The sequence below is a fragment of the Synechococcus sp. CS-1329 genome, from assembly GCF_025128055.1.
Lineage (GTDB): Bacteria > Cyanobacteriota > Cyanobacteriia > PCC-6307 > Cyanobiaceae > Regnicoccus_A.
Genome location: NZ_JAHLYS010000033.1, coordinates 78,392 through 101,759, shown reverse-complemented (window position 1 = coordinate 101,759; position 23,368 = coordinate 78,392). Strand labels below are relative to the sequence as shown.

General features: G+C 68.0%; 23 protein-coding genes. 7 read left to right on the top strand and 16 right to left on the bottom strand.

Going from position 1 to position 23,368, the window contains the following annotated elements; all coding sequences use genetic code 11:
• Positions 1-38 precede the first annotated feature (38 nt).
• Positions 39-1,595: an alpha/beta fold hydrolase gene (locus KQ304_RS07255; protein WP_259736434.1), complete on the top strand. Its 1,557-nt coding sequence runs from the start codon at positions 39-41 to the stop codon at positions 1,593-1,595.
• A 9-nt stretch (positions 1,596-1,604) separates the two neighbouring features.
• Here the strand turns inward: KQ304_RS07255 and KQ304_RS07250 are convergent, their stop codons facing one another.
• Positions 1,605-2,654, bottom strand: coding sequence for an LCP family protein (locus KQ304_RS07250; RefSeq protein ID WP_259736433.1), 1,050 nt, complete (start codon positions 2,652-2,654; stop codon positions 1,605-1,607).
• Between the two features lie 60 nt (positions 2,655-2,714).
• On the bottom strand, positions 2,715-3,902 hold the full coding sequence (gene purT, locus KQ304_RS07245; RefSeq protein WP_259736432.1) for a formate-dependent phosphoribosylglycinamide formyltransferase: 1,188 nt from the start codon (positions 3,900-3,902) through the stop codon (positions 2,715-2,717).
• Between the two features lie 74 nt (positions 3,903-3,976).
• Here purT and KQ304_RS07240 point away from each other — a divergent pair, with 74 nt between their 5' ends.
• Entirely contained in the window at positions 3,977-4,138 is a 162-nt protein-coding gene (locus KQ304_RS07240; protein ID WP_399228718.1) for a cytochrome B6, read from the top strand.
• Between the two features lie 20 nt (positions 4,139-4,158).
• Here KQ304_RS07240 and KQ304_RS07235 read toward each other — a convergent pair whose 3' ends face one another.
• The 3 genes from KQ304_RS07235 to KQ304_RS07225 all read right to left on the bottom strand — a co-directional run bounded on the left by KQ304_RS07235 (position 4,159) and on the right by KQ304_RS07225 (position 5,908).
• On the bottom strand, positions 4,159-4,401 hold the full coding sequence (locus KQ304_RS07235; protein WP_259736431.1) for a hypothetical protein: 243 nt from the start codon (positions 4,399-4,401) through the stop codon (positions 4,159-4,161).
• Positions 4,402-4,450: 49 nt separating this feature from the next.
• A complete protein-coding gene (gene mraY / locus KQ304_RS07230; protein ID WP_259736430.1) occupies positions 4,451-5,539 on the bottom strand; it encodes a phospho-N-acetylmuramoyl-pentapeptide-transferase in 1,089 nt (362 codons plus the stop codon).
• Positions 5,540-5,656: 117 nt separating this feature from the next.
• Entirely contained in the window at positions 5,657-5,908 is a 252-nt protein-coding gene (locus KQ304_RS07225) for a DUF3134 domain-containing protein (protein ID WP_006172708.1), read from the bottom strand.
• Positions 5,909-5,979: 71 nt separating this feature from the next.
• Here KQ304_RS07225 and KQ304_RS07220 point away from each other — a divergent pair, with 71 nt between their 5' ends.
• Positions 5,980-6,243 (top strand): hypothetical protein, encoded by a 264-nt coding sequence (locus KQ304_RS07220; RefSeq protein WP_259736429.1) that lies wholly within the window; start codon positions 5,980-5,982, stop codon positions 6,241-6,243.
• A gap of 4 nt (positions 6,244-6,247) precedes the next feature.
• Positions 6,248-7,471, top strand: a complete 1,224-nt coding sequence (locus KQ304_RS07215) for an argininosuccinate synthase (RefSeq protein WP_259736428.1) — start codon at positions 6,248-6,250, stop codon at positions 7,469-7,471.
• Between the two features lie 10 nt (positions 7,472-7,481).
• On the opposite strand, the gene KQ304_RS07210 is transcribed toward KQ304_RS07215, so the two are convergent.
• The 4 genes from KQ304_RS07210 to KQ304_RS07195 form a co-directional block, all read right to left on the bottom strand.
• Positions 7,482-7,856, bottom strand: coding sequence for a hypothetical protein (locus tag KQ304_RS07210; RefSeq protein WP_259736427.1), 375 nt, complete (start codon positions 7,854-7,856; stop codon positions 7,482-7,484).
• Positions 7,857-7,982: 126 nt separating this feature from the next.
• Positions 7,983-8,336, bottom strand: a complete 354-nt coding sequence (gene rpsF / locus KQ304_RS07205) for a 30S ribosomal protein S6 (RefSeq protein WP_259736426.1) — start codon at positions 8,334-8,336, stop codon at positions 7,983-7,985.
• Between the two features lie 115 nt (positions 8,337-8,451).
• Entirely contained in the window at positions 8,452-8,943 is a 492-nt protein-coding gene (locus KQ304_RS07200) for a Tic20 family protein (RefSeq protein ID WP_259736425.1), read from the bottom strand.
• 46 nt (positions 8,944-8,989) lie between these two features.
• Positions 8,990-9,895 (bottom strand): shikimate dehydrogenase, encoded by a 906-nt coding sequence (locus KQ304_RS07195; RefSeq protein WP_259736424.1) that lies wholly within the window; start codon positions 9,893-9,895, stop codon positions 8,990-8,992.
• A 154-nt stretch (positions 9,896-10,049) separates the two neighbouring features.
• On the opposite strand from KQ304_RS07195, the gene dnaK reads away from it, so the two are divergent.
• Entirely contained in the window at positions 10,050-11,969 is a 1,920-nt protein-coding gene (gene dnaK, locus KQ304_RS07190) for a molecular chaperone DnaK (RefSeq protein ID WP_259736423.1), read from the top strand.
• A 62-nt stretch (positions 11,970-12,031) separates the two neighbouring features.
• Here dnaK and pstS read toward each other — a convergent pair whose 3' ends face one another.
• The 3 genes from pstS to psbQ all read right to left on the bottom strand — a co-directional run bounded on the left by pstS (position 12,032) and on the right by psbQ (position 14,944).
• Positions 12,032-13,039, bottom strand: a complete 1,008-nt coding sequence (pstS, locus tag KQ304_RS07185) for a phosphate ABC transporter substrate-binding protein PstS (protein WP_259736422.1) — start codon at positions 13,037-13,039, stop codon at positions 12,032-12,034.
• A 67-nt stretch (positions 13,040-13,106) separates the two neighbouring features.
• Positions 13,107-14,201 (bottom strand): FAD-binding oxidoreductase, encoded by a 1,095-nt coding sequence (locus KQ304_RS07180; RefSeq protein ID WP_259736421.1) that lies wholly within the window; start codon positions 14,199-14,201, stop codon positions 13,107-13,109.
• Positions 14,202-14,233: 32 nt separating this feature from the next.
• Entirely contained in the window at positions 14,234-14,944 is a 711-nt protein-coding gene (gene psbQ, locus KQ304_RS07175; RefSeq protein WP_399228711.1) for a photosystem II protein PsbQ, read from the bottom strand.
• Here psbQ and purU point away from each other — a divergent pair.
• The gene (gene purU, locus KQ304_RS07170; protein WP_259736419.1) at positions 14,847-15,701 is read left to right on the top strand and encodes a formyltetrahydrofolate deformylase; all 855 of its coding nucleotides are present in this window, start codon (positions 14,847-14,849) and stop codon (positions 15,699-15,701) included. The two genes, psbQ and purU, sit on opposite strands and share 98 nt — an antisense overlap.
• Positions 15,698-16,978, top strand: coding sequence for an O-antigen ligase (locus KQ304_RS07165; protein WP_259736418.1), 1,281 nt, complete (start codon positions 15,698-15,700; stop codon positions 16,976-16,978). Before purU ends, KQ304_RS07165 begins: the two co-directional genes overlap by 4 nt.
• Here the strand turns inward: KQ304_RS07165 and KQ304_RS07160 are convergent.
• The 4 genes from KQ304_RS07160 to acnB all read right to left on the bottom strand — a co-directional run bounded on the left by KQ304_RS07160 (position 16,950) and on the right by acnB (position 23,286).
• On the bottom strand, positions 16,950-18,533 hold the full coding sequence (locus tag KQ304_RS07160) for a radical SAM protein (RefSeq protein WP_259736561.1): 1,584 nt from the start codon (positions 18,531-18,533) through the stop codon (positions 16,950-16,952). The two genes, KQ304_RS07165 and KQ304_RS07160, sit on opposite strands and share 29 nt — an antisense overlap.
• Positions 18,534-18,645: 112 nt before the next feature.
• Positions 18,646-19,077 carry a hypothetical protein gene (locus KQ304_RS07155; RefSeq protein ID WP_259736417.1) on the bottom strand — a complete coding sequence of 144 codons (432 nt, stop codon included), beginning with the start codon at positions 19,075-19,077 and terminating at the stop codon, positions 18,646-18,648.
• Positions 19,078-19,222: 145 nt separating this feature from the next.
• On the bottom strand, positions 19,223-20,608 hold the full coding sequence (locus tag KQ304_RS07150) for a ClC family H(+)/Cl(-) exchange transporter (RefSeq protein WP_259736416.1): 1,386 nt from the start codon (positions 20,606-20,608) through the stop codon (positions 19,223-19,225).
• 47 nt (positions 20,609-20,655) lie between these two features.
• Complete coding sequence (acnB, locus tag KQ304_RS07145; RefSeq protein WP_259736415.1) at positions 20,656-23,286, bottom strand: bifunctional aconitate hydratase 2/2-methylisocitrate dehydratase; 2,631 nt, start codon at positions 23,284-23,286, stop codon at positions 20,656-20,658.
• Between the last annotated feature and the right edge of the window lie 82 nt (positions 23,287-23,368).

Genomic DNA, 23,368 nt, shown 5'->3' with positions numbered 1-23,368 from the left:
CCGCAGGGGAGATCATGGAGGTTCTCGGTTGCCTTCCCGTGCCCGTGCCCGCGCCCCGCTCCGCTCCGGCCTTACCGCTGCTGCTCACCATCTCCGGGCTGCTCGGGGCTGCTCTTGTTCTGCCTGCTCCGCTGCGGGCGCTTGAGCAGGTGGAGTTGCGCCTGCCTTTTCTTGAGACCAGCTTCACCGTCAAGCTGGAGGAGCTGAGCAATCCGGCTCGCCTGATCAGTGGCACCAGCGATCTGGCCGAGCTGGATCAGGCCTCCAACGGTGCTGTCGGGCGCCAGCTCATTGCCCTCTTCAATGCGCCCCTGCCGCTGCAGGTGCCGGCGGTGGTGAATGAAGCGGAGGGGTCACCGATGCTCAATCAGGCGCTGCTGCTGATCTCGGCCCTGGGGGGCATCGATGGACTGCCGGCCCGATTCGGCAGCAACGACCTCTCCCGGGTGCTCGACAAGGCCGCGGCCCGGGGACCCCTGACGATGCTCAGCGTGATGCAGGCCTTGCCGGGCAACACCGCCTCGGTGGACATGGGCCGGGCTCTGTTTGCGGTCCAGCGGCTGGCCTCCCAGCAGCGGCCGGCCGATCGCCTCCTGGCCGCAAGGACGCCAGCCAGCGTCAGCCCGGCCCTCAGCCAGCCCGGCCCCCTGACGGTGGAGCGCAAGCTGATCACCCTGCCGGCCCCCCATCGGCCCAAGCCCCTGCAGGTGGTGCAGATCAGCCCCAGCCAGGGGGCGAACAATCGCCTGGTGGTGATCTCCCACGGGCTCTGGGACGCTCCGGAGAGCTTCGAGGGCTGGGCCAGCCATCTGGCCAGCCACGGCTACACCGTGCTGCTGCCCTATCACCCCGGCAGTGATCTGGGTCAGCAGCAGGCGATGCTCTCCGGCCAGGTTCCGCCCCCCGGGGGCGAGGAACTGCGGCTGCGTCCCCTGGATGTTTCGTCGGTGATCGATGGCGCCGCGGCCGCCCTTGAGGGCCTCTCCCCTCGGCTCAACAGCGACTTTGTGGTGGTTCTCGGTCAGTCGTGGGGGGCCACCACCGTGTTGCAGCTGGCGGGGGCCAAGCCCAGCGACGTGCGGCTCAAGGAACGCTGCGATGAGGTGTTCAATCCGGAGCGCAATCTCAGCTGGGTGCTGCAATGCAGTTTCATCGGCACGGCCAATCAGGCGGCCCTGGCCGATCCACGGGTCAAAGCCGGTGTGGCCGTGAGTCCGCCGATGTCGCTGCTCTTTGATACCGAAGCTGCCCCGACGATGAATGCCCGGGTGCTGCTGGTGAGCGGCAGTCGCGACTGGGTGGTGCCGCCTGATCCAGAGGCGATTCGACCGATGCAACTGGCCGCCGGCCGTGGTGAGCGAGGCCATCGCCTGGTGCTGGCGCAGGGGGGAGACCACTTCAACCTGAGCTCCCCGCTTCCTCAGGGGGGGGGAGCCCTGCGCGGGCTGTTGCTGGCCTGGACCAATGGTGCCTTTGCCGCCGGTGCCGCCGTTCAACCTGCCGCCGGTGCACCTGATCTGCTCCCCGCCAATGGCTGGGGTGATGCAACGATTCCCCTGGTGGAGTTCTCGCCGGCTCAGCTGGGAACCCCCTGATTCGCGCGCTCAGAGGCTGGATCCAGGATCACCAGAGCCGGTTTCACTGAAATCGGGTTCGGGGGTGGCGGGGTGCTGGGTGTTCAGGTCCGGCATCCAGTAGCTCAGGTCGTCGTGCCAGTAGAGGCGGCCCGCCAGCTGAGTCGTGCTGAGTTTGGTGCGGCCCAGCTGGCTGATCAGAGTCCCGAGTTCCAGGGGGGAGAGATCGGTGCTGATGTCATTGCCGGCAACGCGAAGCAGTTCCGGCAGACGGGTCAGGGTGCTGGGCTGGGCCAGTTTGCGGAACACCTCGCGCAGGACCAACTGCTGGCGTTCCATCCGGCCGATGTCGCCCATCTCGTCGTTGCGGAAGCGCAGGAAGCCCTCCAGGTCATTGCCTTGGAGCAGCTGCACCCCCGGGTAGAGGTCGATGTACAGGTCCTGGCGCGTGTCGGTGTAGTACATCCGCTTGGGCACGTCCACTTCGACTCCCCCGAGGGCCTCGGCCAGGTTCTGGACCGCGTCCAGGTTCACCAGCAGATACCGGTCCACCGGGGAGGTGAGCAGGGCACTGAGCTCCTCCTTGACAGCCTCCACCCCACCGGAGGCGTAGAGGGCGTTGGCCTTGAGCACACCGAAGCGACTGGATTCGATGTAGGTGTCCCGTGGCACCTGAGTGAGCTTGGTGGTGCCGTCTTGGATGTCGACCACCACCATCACATCGGTGCTGCCGCTGATCTGGTCGGAGCCCAGGATCAGGATGCGGTGCTGATGGATCGGCAGCGCCGGCACCAGCTGGTTCAGGGATGGCGCCGAGCGGCTCAGGGTTCCCAGGACAGGACCGATCAACCGTGGCAATGGGCCCGAGAGGCCGTAGCCCAGGCCGATGCCGCTGGCGAAGGCCAGCAGCATGGCTGGGTGCAATGCGCGCCTGAGCCAACCTGTGGGCTTGGCTTTGACCTCGCCGCGCCCCTGGCGGCGGCTGAGGGCCACCACGCTGGCGGCCGCTCGCTCAGCCTGATGGGCCGCGTCGACCTTGCCGGTGGCTGGACGATTGGGACGACGCTGAGCCTGGAACATGGGGAATCCTGACTGGCGCACCATAAAACCGAAAACGGCCCAAAGCCAGGGCCGCGTTGCTCAGCCCGCTGCCACCACCGCGATCCGGCCGGCGGCCCGATCCGCCCGCGCCCGCGCCTCAGCCACAGTCGCCCCGGCGGCCAGGGCCACCCCCATGCGGCGATTGGGGCGGGCATCGGGTTTGCCGAACAGCAGCACCTGGGTGTCAGGTTCGGCCAGGGCCTCGGCCACTCCTGTGTAAGCCACGCCCTCAAGCGCCTGATCCGCGAGGATCACGCGGCTGGCCGCGGCTGCGCTGGAGCGGATAGCGGGGATCGGCAGGCCCAGCACCGCCCGCAGGTGCAGCTCGAATTCGCTCAGGTTCTGCCCCATCAGGGTGACGAGGCCGGTGTCGTGGGGACGGGGGGAGAGCTCGGAGAAGACCACCTCCTCCTGGCCCGGTTCGCCGCAGAGGAAGAACTCCACACCGAACAGCCCCGCACCCCCCAGTTCATTGGTGACGGCCAGGGCCATGGCCTGGGCGGCCGCCAGCTGCGCTTCGCCGAGGGCGGCCGGCTGCCAGCTGCACTGGTAGTCGCCGCGCTCCTGCAGATGGCCGATCGGTGGGCAGAAGAGCGTGGGGCCGGCCCAGGGCCTGACTGTGAGCAGGGTGATCTCCAGCTCGAAAGCCAGGAATTCCTCCACGATCACCCGGGCGCCGGCACCCCGGGCTCCGTCGAGGGCCGCCTGCCAGGCGGCTGCGAGGCCCTCGACGGAGCGCACCACGCTCTGGCCCTTGCCTGAGGAGCTCATCACCGGCTTGACCACCACGGGCCAGCCCAGGGGAGCGGCGGCAGCCGCCAGTTCCTCGGCACTCTCGGCGTAGGCGAAGCGGGCGGTGCGCAGGCCGAGCGTGCCGGCGGCCAGGTCCCGGATGCGATCGCGGTTCATGGTCACGGCCGTGGCCCGGGCGGTGGGGATCACCGTGATTCCCTCCGCTTCGATCTCCGCCAGGGCATCGACGGCCAGGGCCTCAATTTCCGGGATGACCAGATCAGGGCGATGGCGCCGCACGACGGCCTTGAGCGCCTCCGGGTCGGTCATGGCGATCACCTCGGCCTGATCGGCCACCTGCATCGCCGGTGCACCGGCGTAGCGATCGACGGCGATCACCCGACAACCCAGCCGCTGGGCGGCGATGGCCACTTCCTTGCCCAGTTCACCGCTGCCCAGCAGCATCAGGGTTCGCGGGAAAGGAGAGGGGGGCATCGGGCCAGTGGCGATCTGTGCCGATCCTCGCCCCCGGCAAAGCCTGCTAAAGAAGGTTTCCGCGCCCGACTGCCTTGCTGAGCCTGCTGTTCGCCTTCTCCACTGCCGGTGATGCCGCGTCCGGCCTGGTGTTCGGCCAGGACATCGCCACGTTCCAGAAGTGGGCCCTGATCTATCTGGTGCTCTCTTCCCTGGGGTTCGTGGCCGTTTGGGTGGTGGGTTACCTGCGCCGCTGAGGGCCCGGCTGCTGGGCCGCTCAGCCGCCGGGGATCAGGTCCAGCTGGCGCACCGGTGGCTCTTCGCTGATGAACCCGTAGGCCTCAAACACCCCCGCATCGGGATGGGTGATGTGCTGACCGTCGCTGTGCCGCTCCAAGGCGAAGCCCTCAGCGGCCATGCGCCGCATCAGCGCCGCCGCCTCCTCGAAACGGGCCGCCATGGCCTCAAGGCTGGCGCAGTCGGCGGTCAGACCCTTTTCCTTCCAGGTGAAGTAGGCCACTTCAGACTCCCGTTGCTTCAGTCACCCTCCAAGTCTGCTGCCGATTCGCTCAGGGCAGCAACAGCAGGGCCAGAAGCACCAGCAGGCCGCTGGCTCCCCAGAAGCGCACCACCACCGTGAGCTCCGGCAGGCCCCCCAGCTCGAAGTGGTGGTGCAGCGGCGCCATGCGGAACAGGCGACGCCCCTGGCCGTCGGGGCCCTTGGTGGCCTTGAAGACCCACACCTGCAGGATCACCGAGAGCGATTCCGCCAGGAACACTCCCCCCATCAGCAGCAGTGGCCAGAGGCTGTCACTGAGCAGGGCCACTGCGCTCAGGGCCGCCCCCATGGCCAGGGAGCCGGTGTCGCCCATGAACACCCTGGCCGGATGGCGGTTGTGGGCCAGAAATCCCAGCCAGGCGCCGGCCATGGCGGCACAGAAACCGGCCATGGCCGGATCCCCCAGCGACCCGCGCAGCATCAGCTGGACGCCGAAGCCGGTGAAGACAATGGCGCCGCATCCGGCCGCCAGGCCATCGAGGCCGTCGGTGAGGTTGGTGGCGTTGCTCTCCGCCAGAAAGACGAACAGGCCCAGGGGCAGGATTAGCAGACCGAGGGGCAGCACCCAGCCCAGGGCCAGGGAGACATCGGGACGGATCCAGAGGTTCCACTGGGCCCAGGCCAGGAACAGGGCCGCCGCGAGGGCCTGCAGCAGCAGCTTGCCGCGGGGGGTCAGGCCGGTGTTGGTCTGGCGGGTGAGGCTGCGCCAGTCGTCGATGCCGCCGATGGCCATGTAGGCCAGGGTGATGGCTGCCACCGCCAGCAACCGGTCATCGCCAGGGGAGACCAGCCCGCCAACGATCACTCCCACCGGCACCGCCAGCAGGCCGCCCATGGTGGGTGTGCCGGCCTTGCCGTGGTGCCCCTGGGGACCTTCCTCCCGGATCACCTGGCCAAGCTTCAGGGCCCTCAGCCTGGGCACCCCCCAGCGGCAGAGCGCCCAGCTCACCAGGGCAGCCACCAGCAGCGGCGGGGTGAGCTGGGGCGCGCCGCTGAGGCCATCGCCGACCATGCAGATCACCACCACAGCAAGGGCCAGCCCCAGAGCACTCCATCGACCATCCGTTGGAGCTGCTGTGGTCCCTGTGGGGACCGGCATCGGGGTTGTTCGGGCCAAGACTTGGGGCGCCGCCGCGGCGCTGGGGCAATGCGGCCGGACCTTAGATCAGGATCGCGAAGTCAGATCAGGAGGCCCAGTGCTCCTGGTGCTCAGGGCTCAGTCTTCCCAGTTTTCATCCGACTGCTCATCGGCCTGGTTGTACTCCTCCTTCTCGCCCATCAGCGCCGAGAGCTCCTCCTCCTCCACTGTGCTCACATCAGGAGCGGCGGTTTCCTCATCGGCCACCAGGCGGCCACTGCTCTCCAGCCAGCTGAGCAGATCCGGCTCATCCCGCAGGGGCAGCACCGGCGCCGGTTCATCCCGCCGGTAGCGGGTGAGGGAGGGGTTGATGCTGTCGAGGGTGCTCATGGAAAGCCTGTGAAGCGTGCAACCGTTGGACGCCGATCGACCACCATAAGCCAGCACCTCGAATCCTTTCCTTGGCCGCCGCCAAACTCCCTTCGCTGCTGCTGGGCTGGAGCCTGGCCCTGTTGATCAGCGCCCTGCTGGTGTCGGCGGGCCAGCGCTGGCCTGAGCCCCTGGCGGTGGTGTCGTGGCAGGTGTGGGCTCTGGTGCTGATCCCACCGCTGCTGATGGGGCTCTGGATCGCCAGCCGCTGGGGCTCGGTGCCGGCCACGGCCCTGCACCCCGGCGGTGACGGTGAAGAGGGACAATCCTGCAACAGCTCGCACGCACAGGACTGAGGGGATGGCACAGGAGCAGGTCGCCAGGGCAAAGCGGGTGGTGCTCGCCTACTCCGGCGGGGTGGACACCAGTGTCTGCATTCCTTATCTCAAGCAGGAGTGGGGCGTGGAGGAGGTGATCACCTTCGCCGCCGACCTCGGCCAGGGCGATGAGTTGGAGCCGATTCGCCGGAAGGCCCTCGATTCCGGTGCCAGCCAGTCGATCGTGGGGGATCTGATCGATCCCTTCATCCGCGAGTTCGCCTTCCCCGCCATTCGCGCCAATGCTCTCTACGAGGGGCGCTACCCCCTCTCCACCGCTCTGGCGCGGCCCCTGATCGCCCGTCGCCTGGTGGAGGTGGCCCGGGAGTTGGGGGCCGATGCCGTGGCCCACGGCTGCACGGGCAAAGGCAATGATCAGGTGCGCTTCGATGTGGCGATCGGCGCCCTCGCCCCCGACCTGAAGGTGCTCACCCCGGCGCGGGAGTGGGCCATGAGCCGTGAGGAGACCATTGCCTACGGCGAGCGCTGCGGCATCCCGGCGCCGGTGAGCAAAAAGAATCCCTATTCGATCGATCTCAACCTGCTGGGACGCAGCATCGAGGCGGGTCCCCTGGAGGATCCGATGGTGGAGCCTCCCGAGGAGGTGTTCGCCATGACCCGCTCGATTTCAGACACCCCCGATGAGCCCCAGGTGGTGGAGATCGCTTTTGAGCAGGGCAACCCTGTGGCGATCGATGGCCTTGCCCTTGACCCGGTCAGTCTGATCCGCCGCGCCAATGAGCTGGCCGGCCTCCATGGCTTCGGCCGCCTCGACATCATCGAGAATCGGGTGGTGGGGATCAAATCCAGGGAGATCTATGAAACGCCCGGTCTGCTGCTGTTGATCCGCGCTCATCAGGAGCTTGAGAGTCTCACACTGGCCGCCGATGTGGTGCGCTACAAGCGCCAGATCGAGTCGAGTTGGGCTGATCTCGTCTATCAGGGTCTCTGGTTCGGGCCGCTCAAGCAGGCGCTCGATGGCTTCCTGGATTGCACCCAGGCCACGGTCAACGGCGTGGTGCGCCTGCGCCTGCACAAGGGCAATGCCGTGGTGATCGGCCGCTCCAGCAGCAGCGACAGCCTCTATGTGCCGGCGATGGCCACCTACGGCAGCGACGATCGTTTTGATCACCGGGCCGCCGAAGGCTTCATCTATGTGTGGGGGATGCCCACGCGCCTCTGGGCGGCCAGCCAGCGCCAGGCCTGAGGTCTCAGGGTCAGGGCGGGGCCTGACGGCTGAGCCAGCGCCGGCCCAGGGCCCGCAGCGGAGCGAAGCTCCCAGGCCGTTGAGCTTCTGGCCCCGGCCCCTGCTGATCCTCCGGTGCTGATCGGGGATCCGGCCCTGCCGGCGGCAGCTGACGCCTGGCCTGCTCCCTGAGGGTGTGGTTGTCATGGGCCAGCAGCTGTTGCTGATCGAGCAGGGGCTGCAGGCGCTGATGAAATTTGCGCTCGAAGATCTCGGGCAGGTCCCTGATCAGCTCCTCGAGGTCCACCAGCTGGCGCCGGGTGCGCTCCAGGTCCTGCTGGCAGGTCGAGAGCTGAGCTCTGGTGACCTCCAGTTCCAGGCGGACCTCATGCAGGGGGCTGCTCAAGCGATCATCCAGCGGCTGAGATCCTGCCTCTGGCCTGGAAGATTCTCTCGCCATAAAGCAGCCGGAGATGACGGTTGATCCATCATCCCCAGGCTGGCTGGGATTCGGTTGGTGCGCTGGCTCAGCTCAGCTTGCGGCGGCAGCCGGCTCGGCGGCGGCAGGAGCGTTGCGGGGGGTGGGCAGCGGGCCGTCCTGCTTGACGGTGAGGTAGCGAATCACGTCTTCGCTGAGGCGCATGGCGCGCTCCAGCAGAGCCACCTGCTGGCCATCGCCGTCGTGGTTGAGCTGCACGTAGATGCCTTCGCGGTGCTTGGCGATCGTGTAGGCCAGACGGCGCTTGCCGCGCATCTGGCAATCGAGCACTTCAGCACCTGCTTCGGTGAGCAGATCGCGGTACTTGGTCACATGGGTTTCCACCTCTTCCTCCGGGATATCCGGACGAAGGATGTACATGGTTTCGTAGTAAGGCTTCTGCGACATGGGGATCTGAGGCTCCGTGATGGGCTCGTGGGAGGCCGGCGGCTGGAGCTGCCAGCAACGGATCGATCAGCCTACCTGCCGGCCACCTCCCCCTCCAGCGCTGCCGCCTCGGCTGTCAGTAGAGCTGGATCCGCACCGCTTCCGAGACTGTGGGGATGTCGGCCTCGCGGCCGCGGAGGCTCTGCACCACCGAGAACACCACCAGCAGCAGGGTGGCCAGGAACACGGTGTTGTTGAGGGTGCGCAGGGCAAATCCAGCTCCCATCGGGCGCAGCAGCACGTTGAAGGCCAGCGACACCAGGATCAGCACGATGTCGATCAGGATCGCCTGAAGCACGTTGAAGCGGATGAAGTAGGGCACCCGGGCATTGCGCACCACCGCCAAAAACAGCACCAGGAACAGCAGGAAGCCGCCGAAGGGAATCTGCTGCTGCAGGGCCATCAGCGGCAGGGCCGGCAGCACCAGCCATTGCAAAGCTGGCAGCAGGCCGAACAGGGCCCCTCCGAAGGGCACCCCGTCACTCCAGGGCAGCAGATAGGCCAGCGCGGCCAGGAGCCGTTGCCAGAGCGGGGGGCCTTCCATGGATGCGGGACGCAAGAGCTGCACGGCGTCCAGGCTAGGGGGATGGCGTCCGTCGCCTGGGATCAGGCACTCAGGCGCTGGCCAGCTGAGCGAGGGCGGCCTGGCGCATCGCCGCCAGCGGCAGTGACGCGGCCGTGGAGTGATCTGGGTCTGCGAGCCAGAGCCGTAGGGAGGCGGCCCCCTGCTGCACCAGCATCTCCAGGCCATCGAGCACGTCACAACCCCGTTGGCGGGCCTCCAGCAGCAGGCGGCTGGGGCGGGGGGTGTAGATCAGGTCGTAGATCAGGCTCCCGGGTCGCAGGGCGTCGAGTTCCGCTGCCTCGAGCGGGCAGGCGCCGAAGTCGGCTCCCATGCCCACCGGGGTGGTGTTGACCACCAGATCGGCTTCAGCCAGCGCCCGGCGCAGTGCGCCGCGCTCCGTGGCGGCCGCCGGCCAGGCCACCCCGCGCAGTTGCGGTGCCCAGGAGCCGCACTCCGCCAGGAATGCCGCCAGGGCATCGGGCCGCCGCCCCGCCAGCTCCACGCGCTCCACGCCCAGCTCCACCAGGGCCGCCACCACGGCCCGGGCGCTGCCGCCGCAGCCCAGTACCAGGGCCCGCCGGGCAACGGCGCCGCTGGCTCGCAGCGGCGCCAGAAACCCCTCCACATCAGTGTTGGTGCCCAGCCAGCCGCCGCCCTCGCGCCGCACCAGCGTGTTCACGGCCCCCACCCGCCGGGCCAGGGGGCTGAGCTCCGCCGCCAGCTCCGCCACCGCCCGCTTGTGGGGCAGCGTCACGTTCAACCCGCGGCAGTCGATGGCCTCCAGGGCCCGCACCACCTGGGCCAGGTCATGGGCCTGCACCGGCAGGGCCAGATAGACCCAGTCGCGGCCCAGTTGCCGCAGGGCCGCGTTGTGCATGGCCGGCGACAGGGAATGGCGCACCGGATCGCCGAGAACGGCCAGCAGCGAGGTGTGGGCAGAGATCTCAGGGGCCATGGCGGCTGGGGTCTGGGGCGATGCCGGCAGCGAAATGTACGGGCCTGGCTGCCACCCGCCCGCCCTCTGTTCGGAAACCACACCTCGCCTGCGGTGGCCCCCACTGCTGAAGATGCATGGGACGGAACATTCCATTCAGAGGAGGTGAGAACCCATGGGCAAGGTTGTTGGCATTGACTTGGGCACGACGAACAGCTGCGTGGCGGTGATGGAGGGCGGCAAGCCCACTGTGATTGCCAACGCCGAAGGCTTCCGCACCACGCCATCGGTGGTGGCCTACACCAAGAACCAGGATCAGCTGGTGGGTCAGATCGCCAAACGCCAGGCGGTGATGAACCCGGAGAACACCTTTTATTCGGTGAAGCGCTTCATCGGCCGCCGTGTCGACGAGGTGACCGAGGAATCGAAGGAAGTGAGCTACGGCGTCGAGAAGGCGGGCGCCAACGTCAAGGTGAAGTGCCCGGTGCTGAGCAAGCAGTTCGCCCCTGAAGAGGTGAGTGCCCAGGTGCTGCGCAAGCTGGCCGACGACGCCGGCAAGTACCTCGGTGAAACCGTCACCCAGGCGGTGATCACGGTGCCCGCCTACTTCAACGACTCCCAGCGCCAGGCCACCAAGGACGCCGGCAAGATCGCCGGCCTTGAGGTGCTGCGCATCATCAACGAGCCCACGGCGGCGGCCCTGGCCTACGGCCTCGATCGCAAGAGCAACGAGCGGATCCTGGTCTTCGACCTGGGCGGCGGCACCTTCGACGTGTCGGTGCTGGAGGTGGGTGATGGCGTCTTCGAGGTGCTCTCCACCAGCGGTGACACCCACCTGGGCGGCGACGATTTCGACAAGGTGATCGTGGATCATCTCGCCGCCAACTTCAAGGCCAACGAAGGCATCGACCTGCGCCAGGACAAGCAGGCTCTGCAGCGCCTCACCGAAGCGGCCGAGAAGGCCAAGATCGAGCTCTCCAGCGCCACCCAGAGCGAGATCAACCTGCCGTTCATCACGGCCACCCCCGAGGGTCCCAAGCACCTCGATCTCACCCTCACCCGGGCCAAGTTCGAGGAGCTGGCCTCCCAGCTGATCGACCGTTGCCGCGTGCCGGTGGAGCAGGCCCTCAAGGACGCCAAGCTGGCCAACAGCGAGCTTGATGAAGTGGTGATGGTGGGTGGTTCCACCCGCATCCCCGCCGTGCTGGAGCTGGTCAAGCGCGTCACCGGCAAGGATCCCAACCAGACGGTGAACCCCGATGAGGTGGTGGCCGTCGGTGCTGCCATCCAGGGTGGTGTGCTGGCCGGTGAGGTCAAGGACATCCTGCTGCTGGATGTCACCCCGCTGTCCCTGGGCGTTGAAACCCTGGGTGGCGTGATGACCAAGATGATCACCCGTAACACCACCATTCCCACCAAGAAATCGGAGGTGTACTCCACTGCGGTGGATGGTCAGACCAACGTGGAGATCCACGTGCTTCAGGGTGAGCGTGAGCTCGCCTCCGACAACAAGAGCCTGGGCACCTTCCGCCTCGATGGGATCCCCCCCGCTCCCCGCGGCGTTCCCCAGATCGAAGTCACCTTCGACATCGACGCCAACGGTATCCTCAGCGTCACCGCCAAGGACAAGGGCAGCGGCAAGGAGCAGAGCATCTCGATCACCGGCGCCTCCACCCTCAGTGACAACGAGGTGGACAAGATGGTCAAGGATGCCGAGGCCAACTCGGCGGCTGACAAGGAGAAGCGCGAGCGCATCGACCTGAAGAACCAGGCCGAAACCCTTCTGTATCAGTCGGAGAAGCAGGTCACCGACCTGGGCGACAAGGTGAGCGCCGAGGTGAAAACCAAGATGGAGGAGAAGCGTCAGCTGCTCCAGCAGGCCCTCGACAAGGAGGATTACGAGGCGATGAAGACCCACTTTGAGGAACTCCAGAAAGAGCTCTACGAAGTGGGTGCTTCCGTCTACCAGCAGGCGGGTGCTGACGCCGCTGCCGGCAGCGCTGAACCCGGCGGCAATGGCTCTGCCGGCTCCACGTCGTCCTCAGGCCCCAGTGCCGATGATGTGATCGACGCGGAGTTCACCGAGAGCAAGTGATCCGCTGGTGATCAGGGCTGGGCGGCTTGTGCTGCCACCCGGCCTTGATCATCTGGCAGGGCTCAATCGCCGATGCTGGCCACGGCTTCCTTGGCCCGACTCACCACCTCCGGGGGCAGGCTCACGTAGCCGAGCTCGGGGGCCAGTGATTGGGCCTTTTCAGAGAGGGTGTGCTCAAACACCTTCTTGAGCAGAGCGGTGTTGTCGCCGTTGCCGCTCTTGTAGAGCAGGATCCAGGTGAATGTCACGATCGGGTAGCCGGCCACTGGATTGGGATCGCTGCCCACCAGATCCGCACCGATGTCGATCGAACCCAGGGCCGCGCTGGCGGTCTCGTTGGTGGGTTTGAGCATTTCACCGTTTCTGTTGGCCACGGCCGCCGCCTGCAGATCCCCCTGCACAAAGGCGGTTTCCACATAGCCGATACCGCCCGGTGTCTGCTTCAAGGTGGCGGCAACACCTTCATTGCCCTTGGCACCCACGCCCGTGGGCCAGGCCACCGACTTGGCTGCCCCAGGTCCGTTTTTCCATTCGTCGCTGAAGGCCGCCAGGCTGTTGGTGAAGTTGTAGGTGGTGCCGGAGCCATCGGAGCGGTGCACCACGGTGATCGGCTTGTCGGCGCAGCCCAGATCCTTGTAGTTCTTGATCTTGCCGAGGAATATCCCCACCACCTGGTCCTGGCTGAGCTTGAGATCACAACCGGGCAGGTTGAAGGCCACGGCGATGGCACCCGCTGTCATCGGCACCTGAACCACGCCCCGCTCCACCTTGGCGATGTCCTCCGCTTTCATCGGCGCGTCGGAGGCGCCGAAATCGACGGTGCCCGCCACGAACTGACGCACGCCAGCGCCTGATCCCACTGACTGGTAATTGACCTTGATGTCCTCGCTGGCCAGATCCTGGAACCAACGCTGATAGATCGAGGCTGGGAAGGAGGCTCCGGCCCCATTGAGGCTGCCGGTGACACCGCCGCCGCTGTCACCACTGCCTCCCCCACAGGCGGCGAGAGCCAGGCTGAGGCCCAGGGCCGTACCGACCGTGGCGAGGGAACTGGGCTGGCTGTGTTTCATGGTGGGGAGAGAACGCTTTGGGCCTGAAGTCACCCGGCGACGCTATCCAGCCATCTCCCTAAATACGTTAACGACAGGTAAGGGAAGCTTCGATCTGCTCCACGGCCCACTGGGCTGAGGCCGGCGCCAGCAGCACGCCATTGCGGTAGTGACCGCTCAGCAGCAGCAGTCCTGGCTCCAGTGGCTCCAGCAGTGGGGCCGGCCGGCCCACCGGTCTGGCTCGCAGCCCCTGCCAGCGGTGGTTCACGGTCGCTTCCCCCAGCCAGCCGCAGCCCGGGGCTGTGGCCGCCAGCTGCTGCATCGGCTCCAGCAGGTCCAAGTCGGCCTGATCACCTGGCTCCAGCGTTGCCCCCAGCCACAGGCCTCCGCCGGGCCGGGGCACCAGGTTGAGGCCCTGCCAGACCACAGGGCAGGGCCAGGGGAGCGCAGCTGCTGTGGCCAGCTCGAGGCACTGGCCCAGAACCGGCTGCAGCGGCCTCTGGTGCCCCAGGGGGTCCAGCAGCTCCTCGCTGGCCAGACCTGCGGCCACCACCAGCCAGGCAGCTTCGCTGGCCTGGGCGCTTGAGTGGCCGTGCACCCTCCAGCCCCCCGGCTGCCGCTCCAGTGCCAGCACCCGCTCGTTGACCAGCTCCAGGCCCTGCCGCAGGCCGTCACGGCGAAAGGCGTCCATGGCGGCCAGGGGATCCAGTTGTCCGTCCAGGGCGGAATGGAGGCCGCCCTGGCTGGCGCCGGCCAGGCCCTGCTCCTCCAACTGAGCTGGCTCCCACCAGCTCAGGGGCAGCCCCTGGGCCTGGCGTTCCTCCTGCAGCTGCTGCAGCCGTTCGGCGTCGGCGGTCTCCCGCGCCAGCAGCAGCAGACCCGCCTGGAAGGGGATGGGACAGCCGCGCCCGGCCAGCTCCTGACGCCACTGGGCCCAGAGGCTCAGGGAGGTCTGGCGCAGGCGCCAGGCGCGGCCCCTGCTGCGCTGAAACACCTGGGCCATCAGCACCCCGAGGGCAGCGGCGCTGCCACTGCGGCACTCGCCCGCATCAGGCCCCTGGGCATCGGGGGCGATCAAGCGCACCCGATGGCCCCGGCACTGCAGCAACCAGGCGGTGGCCAGGGCGACGATGCCGCCACCGACGACCACGACCGAACTGGCGCGCTCAGCGATGGGCGTCACTGCCGGATGGAGCAGATCAGGCGCGCTGGCGCTCAGGCCGCGGAGCCGCTGGGCAGGGCAGCAGCGGGAATCACCTCGGCGTAGGAACCGAAGCCGCTGGCCACCTTGATGTAGCCCTTGCGCAGCCTCTCCCCATCCTGGAGGAGGGCGGCCTCATCCAGCTCGGCGAGGGCGCTCTTGAGCTGCTTGGCCAGAGCTGTGGCGCCGGCGCGATCGGCGGGCAGGAGGCGCTGGTTGATGTAGAGCATCTCGCGACCCACTTCCTGCATCGGGCCGTGGATCAAGTTGCGGGTGAACACCCAGTTTCTGTCGTTCACCAGAGAGGCCAGCTCGGGCAACCGCTCCTTGGCCGCCAGGAATCCTTCGGCCTGCCGCTGGATGATCGCCATGTCGGCGGGGCTGATGCTCGGGGGCTTCTTGGCCTGGCCGCCATCGCAGGCCACCAATCCGAAACTCAGGACCACAGCGAGGGCCGCAAGGGCCAGCCGCCTCAGGGAATGACGAAGGGTGGAAACCAGCTGAGCGGCCATGGCGAGCACCGAAGTCAGGCGCGACTGTACGTCGCGCAGGCATGACCATGCGCCCTGCTGGCGACTGGGCTGGGTGCACCGGGCACAATGCCCTTCGTGACAGGCCCCGGTGCCGATGAGCGTACCCACAGCGATCCTGCAGGTGATCTGCCCCGACCGCCCCGGCCTGGTCAGTGAGCTCTCGAGCTGGGTGGCGGCCAATGGCGGCAACATCTGCCACGCCGACCACCACACCGACGCCGGCGCTGGGCTGTTTCTCAGCCGGATCGAGTGGCAGCTGGAGGGTTTCGGTCTGCCGCGGGAGGCGGTGGCGCCGGCGGTGAAGGCCCTGGCGGAGCGGCTCGGTGGCGAGGGCCAGCTGCACTTCTCCGATGTCGCCGCGCGGGTGGCGATCTTTGTCAGCAAGCAGGATCACTGTCTGGTGGACCTGCTCTGGCGCACCCGGGCCGGGGAGCTGCCGATGCAGGTGCCGCTGGTGATCTCCAACCACCCTGACCTGCAGCCCCTGGCCGAAAATTTCGGAGCACAGTTCGTGCACCTGCCGGTGCTGCCCAACGGCAAGCCTGAGGCTGAGCAGGCTCAGCTGCAGTGCCTCAACGACCACGGCATCGAGCTGGTGGTGCTGGCCAAGTACATGCAGGTGCTCAGCCCCGAGTTCCTCTCCCGCTTTGGCGCGGTGATCAACATCCACCATTCCTTTCTGCCGGCCTTCAAGGGGGCTCAGCCCTATCACCGGGCCTGGGAGCGGGGCGTGAAGCTGATTGGGGCCACAGCCCACTACGTCACTGAGGATCTCGATGGCGGACCGATCATCGAGCAGGCCACCGTGCCCGTGAGCCACAGGGACGATGTGGAGGATCTGATTCGCAAGGGCCGCGACATGGAGCGGTTGGCCCTGGCCCGTGCCCTGCGCCTGCACCTGCGCCGCCAGGTGATGGTCTATCGGGGGCGTACCGCCGTGTTCTCGTGAGGCAGCAGTGGCTGCGGCGCCTCGATGCGACCAGGCCTGAGGGCGCCTCACCCCTGGGTTGGCGCTGTTTTCAACTGGGCCTGCTGCTGCTGGCCAGTTCAGCCCTGCTGGCTGGCGTGCTGCTGCTGGTGGCCCTGATTCTCGGCTGCCGCCAGCGGCTGCCCTGGTGGCGGGATCGGGTCAATCAGGTGCTGCTGCTGGTGTCAGTCCTGATGGTGCTGGGCTGTTTCACCGCCTCCAGCGGCTGGCTGGCCTGGGTGGGCCTCGGCAACTGGCTGCCCTTCTTCTGGGCGTTCTGGGGGTATCAGCCCTACCTGGCCTCGGCCCCTGCCCGCCGTCGGGTGGCCCTCTGGCTGGTGGTCGGCAGCGTGCCGGTGATCGTCACCGGCCTGGGGCAACTGTTCCTGGGGTGGAGTGGGCCGTTCCAGATCCTGGGCGGAGCGGTCATCTGGCACCTCAAGGCCGGTGGCAACCCGTCAGGGCGCCTGGCAGGCCTGTTCGACTACGCCAACATCGCCGGAGCCTGGCTGGCCCTGGCCTGGCCCTTTGCCCTGGCGGCCCTGTTGCAACGCCCTCAGCCGTGGCGCAAGCGCCTGCCAGCCCTGCTGATCAGCGTGGGCCTGGTGGCCGCCATGGCCCTCACCGACTCCCGCAATGCCTGGGGGGCGCTGGTGCTGGCTCTTCCCCTGGTGGCGGGTCCGGCCCGCTGGATCTGGCTCCTGCCCCTGCTGCTGCTGCTGCTGATCCCGGTGGGGCTGGCCAGCCTGCCGGGGGTGCCCCTGGCCCTGCAGCAGCCCGCCCGCGTTCTGGTTCCCGTGGAGGTCTGGGAGCGGCTGAGTGATCTGGAGTTCGCCGGCCGCCGGCCCCTGGCCATCACCCGGGTCAACCAGTGGGGGGTGGCCCTGCACCTGGTGGCAGAGCGTCCCTGGCTCGGCTGGGGAGCCGCCGCTTTCAGCGTGATCTACCCCCTGCGCACCGCTGGCATCTGGCATGGCCATCCCCACAACCTGCCGATCGATCTGGCGGTCAGCCATGGGGTTCCGGTGGCGGTGCTGCTGGTGGGCCTGGTGCTGGCGCTGCAGATTCAGGCCGCCCGCCGCGGCATGGCCAGCGGCGCGCTGTTCGAGCGGGCCTGGTGGGCGGCCTTCCTGGTGCTGATGGCCCTGCACGCCACCGACATTCCCCTCTACGACAGCCGCATCAACATTGCCGGCTGGGTGCTGCTCTGCGGTCTGCGCGCCTACTCGCTCAGCCCGGAGTCGCGCCAACGGGGCTGAGCTCGCCGACCGCCAGGGCCTCCTGGCGGTGCCTGGCCAGGGTGGCCTTGGGCAGGGGTCCCTCCAGGTGCTCCCAGGGCAAGACACGATCCGGGTCCCAGACGCCATGGATCGTCTCCTGCCAGGAAGGCAGTGGCGGCAGGCTTCCCTCCCCCTGCTCGCTGACGCTGCGGTAGGCGGCCTTCCAGCCGCCCTGGCTGCCGTGGCGGCCGCGCACGGCGGCGATCACGGTGGCCAGGCGCCGGTCGCTGCGGGAGAGCAGGGCCTGGATCACGCTCCAGCCATAGCTCTCGGGCCGCAGCTCGATGCCCTTGGGCTGGAGCCGCTTGGCCAGCCGCTTCAGCCGTTTCTCCGCCTCGGGCCGCACCGGTTCCCATTGAAAGGGTGTGTGCGCTTTGGGCACGAAGCTGCTCACCCCCAGGCTCAGGCGCAGGCCGGGGGTGGCTTTTTTCAGCGCCAGCAGCAGATCAGCGGTGGCTTCGATGTCGTCATCGACTTCGGTGGGCAGGCCGGCCATGCCGTAGAGCTTCAGGCCGCTGAGTCCCCCTTCTTTGGCGTAGCGGGCCGCCGCGAAGATCTCCTCGCTGCTGAGCTTCTTGTTCACCACCTGGCGCAGGCGATCACTGCCGCTTTCGATGGCGATCGTGAGTGATTTGCTGCCCCGCCGGGCCAGGATCCGCCCCAGCTGGGGCGTCACCGTGGCGGCCCGCACCGAGCTGACGCTCACCCGGGTGTCGTCGAAGCGGTCCTGGTCAAGCCAGCTCAGCAGGTCGGCGAACTGGGGGTGCTGGGTGACCGAGGCCCCCAGCAGTCCCAGCCGGCGGGTGGCCCCCAGACCCGCTTCCACCGCGGGGATCAGGCCGTCGTCGAGGGATGGGGTGCGGAAGGGCAGGGTGAGGTAGCTGGCCAGGCAGAAGCGGCAGAGCTCGGGGCAGCTGCGCACCACCTCCACCATGTGGATCGATGGCCAGGCCGCCTCGGGGGTGATCACCGTGGAGTGGCTGAGGGTGTTGCCCCGCCAGGTCTGCTTGGCCACGGTCGCCGGGATGCCCTCCTCTGTGGGTTCAACGCCCAGCAGCTGGCCCTCGGAGCTGTAGCGCGGGGCGTAGAGCGCCGGCACGTACACCCCCGGCACCCGGGCGAGGGCCCGCAGCCGCTCGGCCCTCGGAGCCTGTCGCTGGGCGATCACCGCCTCGACGAAGTCAGGCAGCAACTGCTCGCCGTCACCCAGCAGCACGGCGTCGAAGAAGGGAGCCAGGGGCTCGGGGTTGGCGGTGAGCACCGGTCCGCCCCCGAAGACGATCGGATCGTCTTCGCCGCGCTGCTGGCTCCAGAGCGGAATGCGCTGCTGCTCCAGCAGGTCGAGCAGCACCGGCCCATCCAGTTCCCAGCTGAGTGAGAGCCCGAACAGGTCGCAGTGGCGGTGGGGGGGGTCGCCCCGGTCGGTGAACAGCCGCCGCACATCCAGATCGGAGCGTCGCGCCAGCGTGGCCCAGACCACCTGAAACCCCAGGCTGGTGATGCCCACCGAATACGTGCTGGGGAAGGCCAGCACGGTGCGCAGGGCATCAGCGGCCGGCTGGGCCGGCTCGAACAGCAGGGTTTCCTGATCCAGGGAGAGGCCATCAGCGCACTGGACCCAGGCTGTCACCCCCCGGGCCCGGCTGTCAGCTGGTCTTGAGCCCCTTCAGCAGGCCCATCAGACCGGTAATGGCGCCACTGCCGTTCTCGGCGCTGGGGGGAGTGGTGCCACTGAAGGTGCTGATCACCTGCTGGGCGGCGGCATCGATGGCGGGCCACTTGTCGCCGGCCATGGGTTGGATCAGGGGTCCCACTTTCTGATACACCCCCTCGAATCCGCCCATGGTGGTCATGGCGGCCTGCATGTTGCCGGCCTTGATCTGGCTTTCGCCCTGCTTGAGGAGGTCCGTCAGTGGTGCGAGGGCCGGGGCCATGGCCATGCTGGCGGCATCGCCGGCTGCCTGCTTGGCGGCATCGCCCATGCCGTCACCGGCCTGCTTCATGCTCTCCTTGGCGCCCTGGCAGCTGCTGAGCAGCAGTGAGGCCAGGATCACCCCACCCCAGGCGGAGCGAGTCAACACACGAGTGGCGTTCATGGGGAAGGAGCGGACGATCTCCAAGGTATGCAGCTGCATTGGGCCTGTCTGATGACAGGGCAATTTGTAACTTCAACTACAAACGTGCGGCTGAAGGCTTCCCCCGCCCCTCAGGCCTGGCGCGGCCTCAGAGCTGACGCGGCCTCAGCGGCACTGACAGCACGGGCAAACCGCCGACGCCCTTGCCGCCGGAGTTGCCTGGTGTGGTCGGTGCGATCAGCCGCTGGAAGATCGACTGGCGATGGAGCAAGCGGGCCACCACGAGGCTGCCCAGGCTGGCCACCAGCAACGGCTTGAGCAGCAGCAGCTCCTTGGTGAGGGCAAAGGTCAAGAAGGTGGCCGTCATCGGCGTGCGGGCGCAGGCGGTCATGAAGGCCGCCATGCCGGCGAAGATCATGCTGTTCGGGGAGTTCATCCCCACGTGCTCCATGATTCCGGCCGCCGCCAGGCCCAGGGCGCCACCGAGGGTGAGCATCGGTGCGAACAGACCGCCGGGGGTGCCGGCGGCGGCGGCCAGACCCGTGCTCAGAAACAGCACGAAGAAGATGGCCATGGCCTTGCTGATGTCGATATCACCCTCTGCCACGGCCTGGCGGATGCCGGCACGGTTGATGAAATCGGCGGGGAGAAGGGCATCGACCACCCCGAGCACCACGCCGGCCGCCGCCATCGCCCCGGCCAGGGGGATGGCCAGCTGGCGCCGCCAGTTGTGCAGCTTGACGACAAAGCGGCAGTAGGCCTCAGCCCCCAGCGCCACCAGGGCCCCGACCGCGAACAGCACCAGCAGATCCAGCGGCAGCACCTCCACAAAGGTGGTGACCTGTCGCTCGAGAACGAAACCCCGCCCCAGATTCCAGCCGGTGCTCTCCATCCCCAGCCCGGCCAGGCCGAGCAGATCGGCCCAGGTGTCGGCCCAGAAGGTGGTGACCAGCACCAGCAGCATCACCACAGGCCGCGCCCCCTGCAGCAACTCTTCGAGGGTGTAGAAAAAGCCGCCGATCGGTGCGTTGAACACTGCGGCGATGCCGGCGCCGCCGCCGGCGGCCACGATCATGCGCAGAAAGGCGTTGGGTGCCTTGAGCAGGCGGGCCATCACCCAGCCCACGGAGCTGCCCATCTGGACCGAGGGGCCGGAGGGGCCCAGTGGAAAACCGCTGCCGATGGCCACGATCCCCGCCACCAGCTTCACCGCCGCCACCTCGAAGCCCATCGGGATCGGCCGCCTGCGCAGGAACTGCATCACCTGGGGGATGCCAGAGCCCTGGGCCGCAGGGGCGCCGATCTGGATCAGCAGGCCCGCCACCAGGCCGCCGCTGCCGCTGATGGCCGGCAGCAGCAGCCAGTCGGGTCCGAGGGTGAGCATGCGCAGGCGCAGACGCCCCAGCCCATCAAGCCCCAGCTTGAACAGCAGGGCCGCTGTGGCGGCCCCCAACCCGGTGATCACCAGCGTCAGGATCACCTTGAACCACTGCTCCTCCAACATCCGCCGGATGCTGGAGGTGGTCAGTTGCACCTTCTGGGGTTGGACCAGGATGGGGGTGTGGCGCTCTGTGCTCAGGGTCAGACCTCCGCCAGCACCCTGGCCTCCTCGGTGCTGCTCAGCACCCGGCCCTCATCGCCGAAGCCCTCGATCTGATCGAAGTTGAGGTAGCGGTAGAGCTGATCGGAGAGGGGATCGATCTTGGCCGCGGCGATCTCCAGGTATTCGGCCGGAGTGGGGATATGGCCCAGCAGGGCGCAGACCGCCGCCAGCTCGGCGCTGCCCAGATACACCTGGGCACCATTGCCGAGGCGGTTGTTGAAGTTGCGGGTGCTGGTGGAGAACACGGTGGTGTTGTCGTCGACGCGGGCCTGGTTGCCCATGCAGAGCGAACAGCCGGGCAGTTCCATGCGGGCGCCGGCGGCTTCGAACTTGCTGGTGTAACCCTCGGCGCGCAGCACCTCGTCGTCCATGCGGGTGGGCGGACAGACCCAGAGCTTGGCGGCGCTGGTGCCGGCCCCATCGAGCACCGTGGCGGCAGCGCGGTAGTGGCCGATGTTGGTCATGCAGGAGCCGATGAACACCTCATCGATGCGGTCGCCGGCCACCTCGCTGAGCAGCTTGACGTTGTCGGGATCGTTGGGGCAGGCCAGCACCGGTTCGGTGAGCTCATCGAGGTTGATCTCGAGGATTTCGGCGTACTCGGCGTCGGCATCGGCGGCCATCAGCCGGGGATCGGCCAGCCAGGCCTCCATCGCCTGGATGCGCCGGGCCATGGTGCGGGCATCGCTGTAGCCGCGGGCGATCATGTTCTTGAGCAGGGCCACATTGCTGCTCAGGTATTCGGCCACGGTGGCTTCCGAGAGCTTGATCGTGCAGCCGGCGCAGGAGCGCTCGGCGGTCGCGTCCGTTAACTCAAAAGCCTGCTCCAGCTTGAGATCTGGCAGCCCCTCGATCTCCATGATCCGGCCGGAGAACACGTTGACCTTGCCCGCCTTCGCCACGGTGAGCAGGCCCTTCTGAATCGCCACCCAGGGGATGGCGTTGACCACATCGCGCAGGGTGACGCCGGGCTGGAGGGAGCCGGAGAAGCGCACCAGCACCGATTCGGGCATGTCGAGCGGCATGGCACCGATGGCGGCGGCGAAGGCCACCAGGCCCGAGCCGGCCGGGAAGGAGATGCCGAGGGGAAAGCGGGTGTGGCTGTCGCCGCCGGTGCCCACGCTGTCGGGCAGCAGCATGCGGTTGAGCCAGCTGTGGATGATCCCGTCGCCGGGACGCAGGGCCACCCCGCCGCGGGAGGCCATGAAATCGGGCAGCTCGGCGTGGGTTTTCAGATCCACCGGCTTGGGGTAGGCGGCGGTGTGGCAGAAGCTCTGCAGCACCAGATCGGCGGAGAAGCCAAGGCAGGCCAGCTCCTTCATCTCATCGCGGGTCATCGGTCCGGTGGTGTCCTGGGAGCCCACGGTGGTCATCAGCGGCTCGCAGCTGGTGCCGGGGCGCACGCCCGCCAGGCCGCAGGCCTGGCCCACCATCTTCTGGGCGAGGGTGAAGCCCTTGCCGGTGTCGACGGGAGCACTGGGGCGGATGAACAGCTCCGAGGGGGGCAGCCCCAGCTGGGTGCGCACCTTGTCGGTGAGGGAGCGGCCGATCAGCAGGGGGATGCGGCCGCCGGCGCGCACCTCATCGGCGATCGTGCTGGGCTTGAGCTCGAAACTGGCCACCACTGTGCCGGCGTTCGGCTCGCCTTCGGCCCGCTCGATCGTGCCGGTCAGGGGCCGGATCGTGATCACATCACCCGAGTTCAGCGCCGAGACATCGCACTCGATCGGCAGGGCGCCGGAATCCTCGGCGGTGTTGAAAAAGATCGGGGCGATCTTGCCCCCCAGGATCACCCCACCGCCGCGCTTGTTGGGCACGTGCGGGATGTCGGTGCCGGTGTGCCAGAGCACCGAGTTGATCGCCGACTTGCGCGAGCTGCCGGTGCCCACCACATCACCCACGTAGGCCACGGGGTGGCCCTTGGCCTTGAGCTGCTCGATCAGCTCCAGCCCGCCCGGCATGCGCGTCTCCAGCATCGCCATGGCGTGCAGGGGGATGTCGGGGCGGGTGGTGGCGTGGGTGGCCGGGGAGAGATCGTCGGTGTTGGTTTCGCCCTCCACCTTGAACACCGTCACGGTGATCGCCTCCGGCAGGGCGGGTTTGGCGGTGAACCATTCGGCCGCGGCCCAGGAGTCGACCACCTGCTTTGCCAGGGGATTGCTGGTCGCCAGCTCCAGCACGTCGTGGAAGGAGTCGTAGACGAGCAGGGTGCGGCTGAGGCCGCTGGCCGCTTCGGCGGCGATGGCGGCATCGCTGTGGCCGAGCAGGCTGATCAGGGCGCTGACGTTGTAGCCGCCGATCATGGTGGCCAGCAGCCGGGTGGCCTCGATCGGGCTCACCAGGGGGCTCGCGCTCAGCCCCTGGGCGATGGCGCTCAACCAGCTGGCCTTGACGTAGGCGGCCTCATCCACCCCGGGCGGGATGCGTTCACTGAGCAGATGGAGCAGAACGGCTTCCTCGCCGGCCGGGGGCTGCTCCAGCAACTGGGTGAGGGCCTGAACATCGGTGGCGGTCAGCGGCAGGGGCGGCACCCCCAGGGCCGCGCGCTCCGCCTCCGCCTGGCGGTAGCTGAGCAGCAGGTCGGTGACACTCTCTGAAGAAGAGGACATGGCGAAACGACGGAGTTGACCCCATTGTTTCTGGCCGCGGGCCCCTCCTCGGTCACCGTGGATGCCAAAGATGCCGTGATGG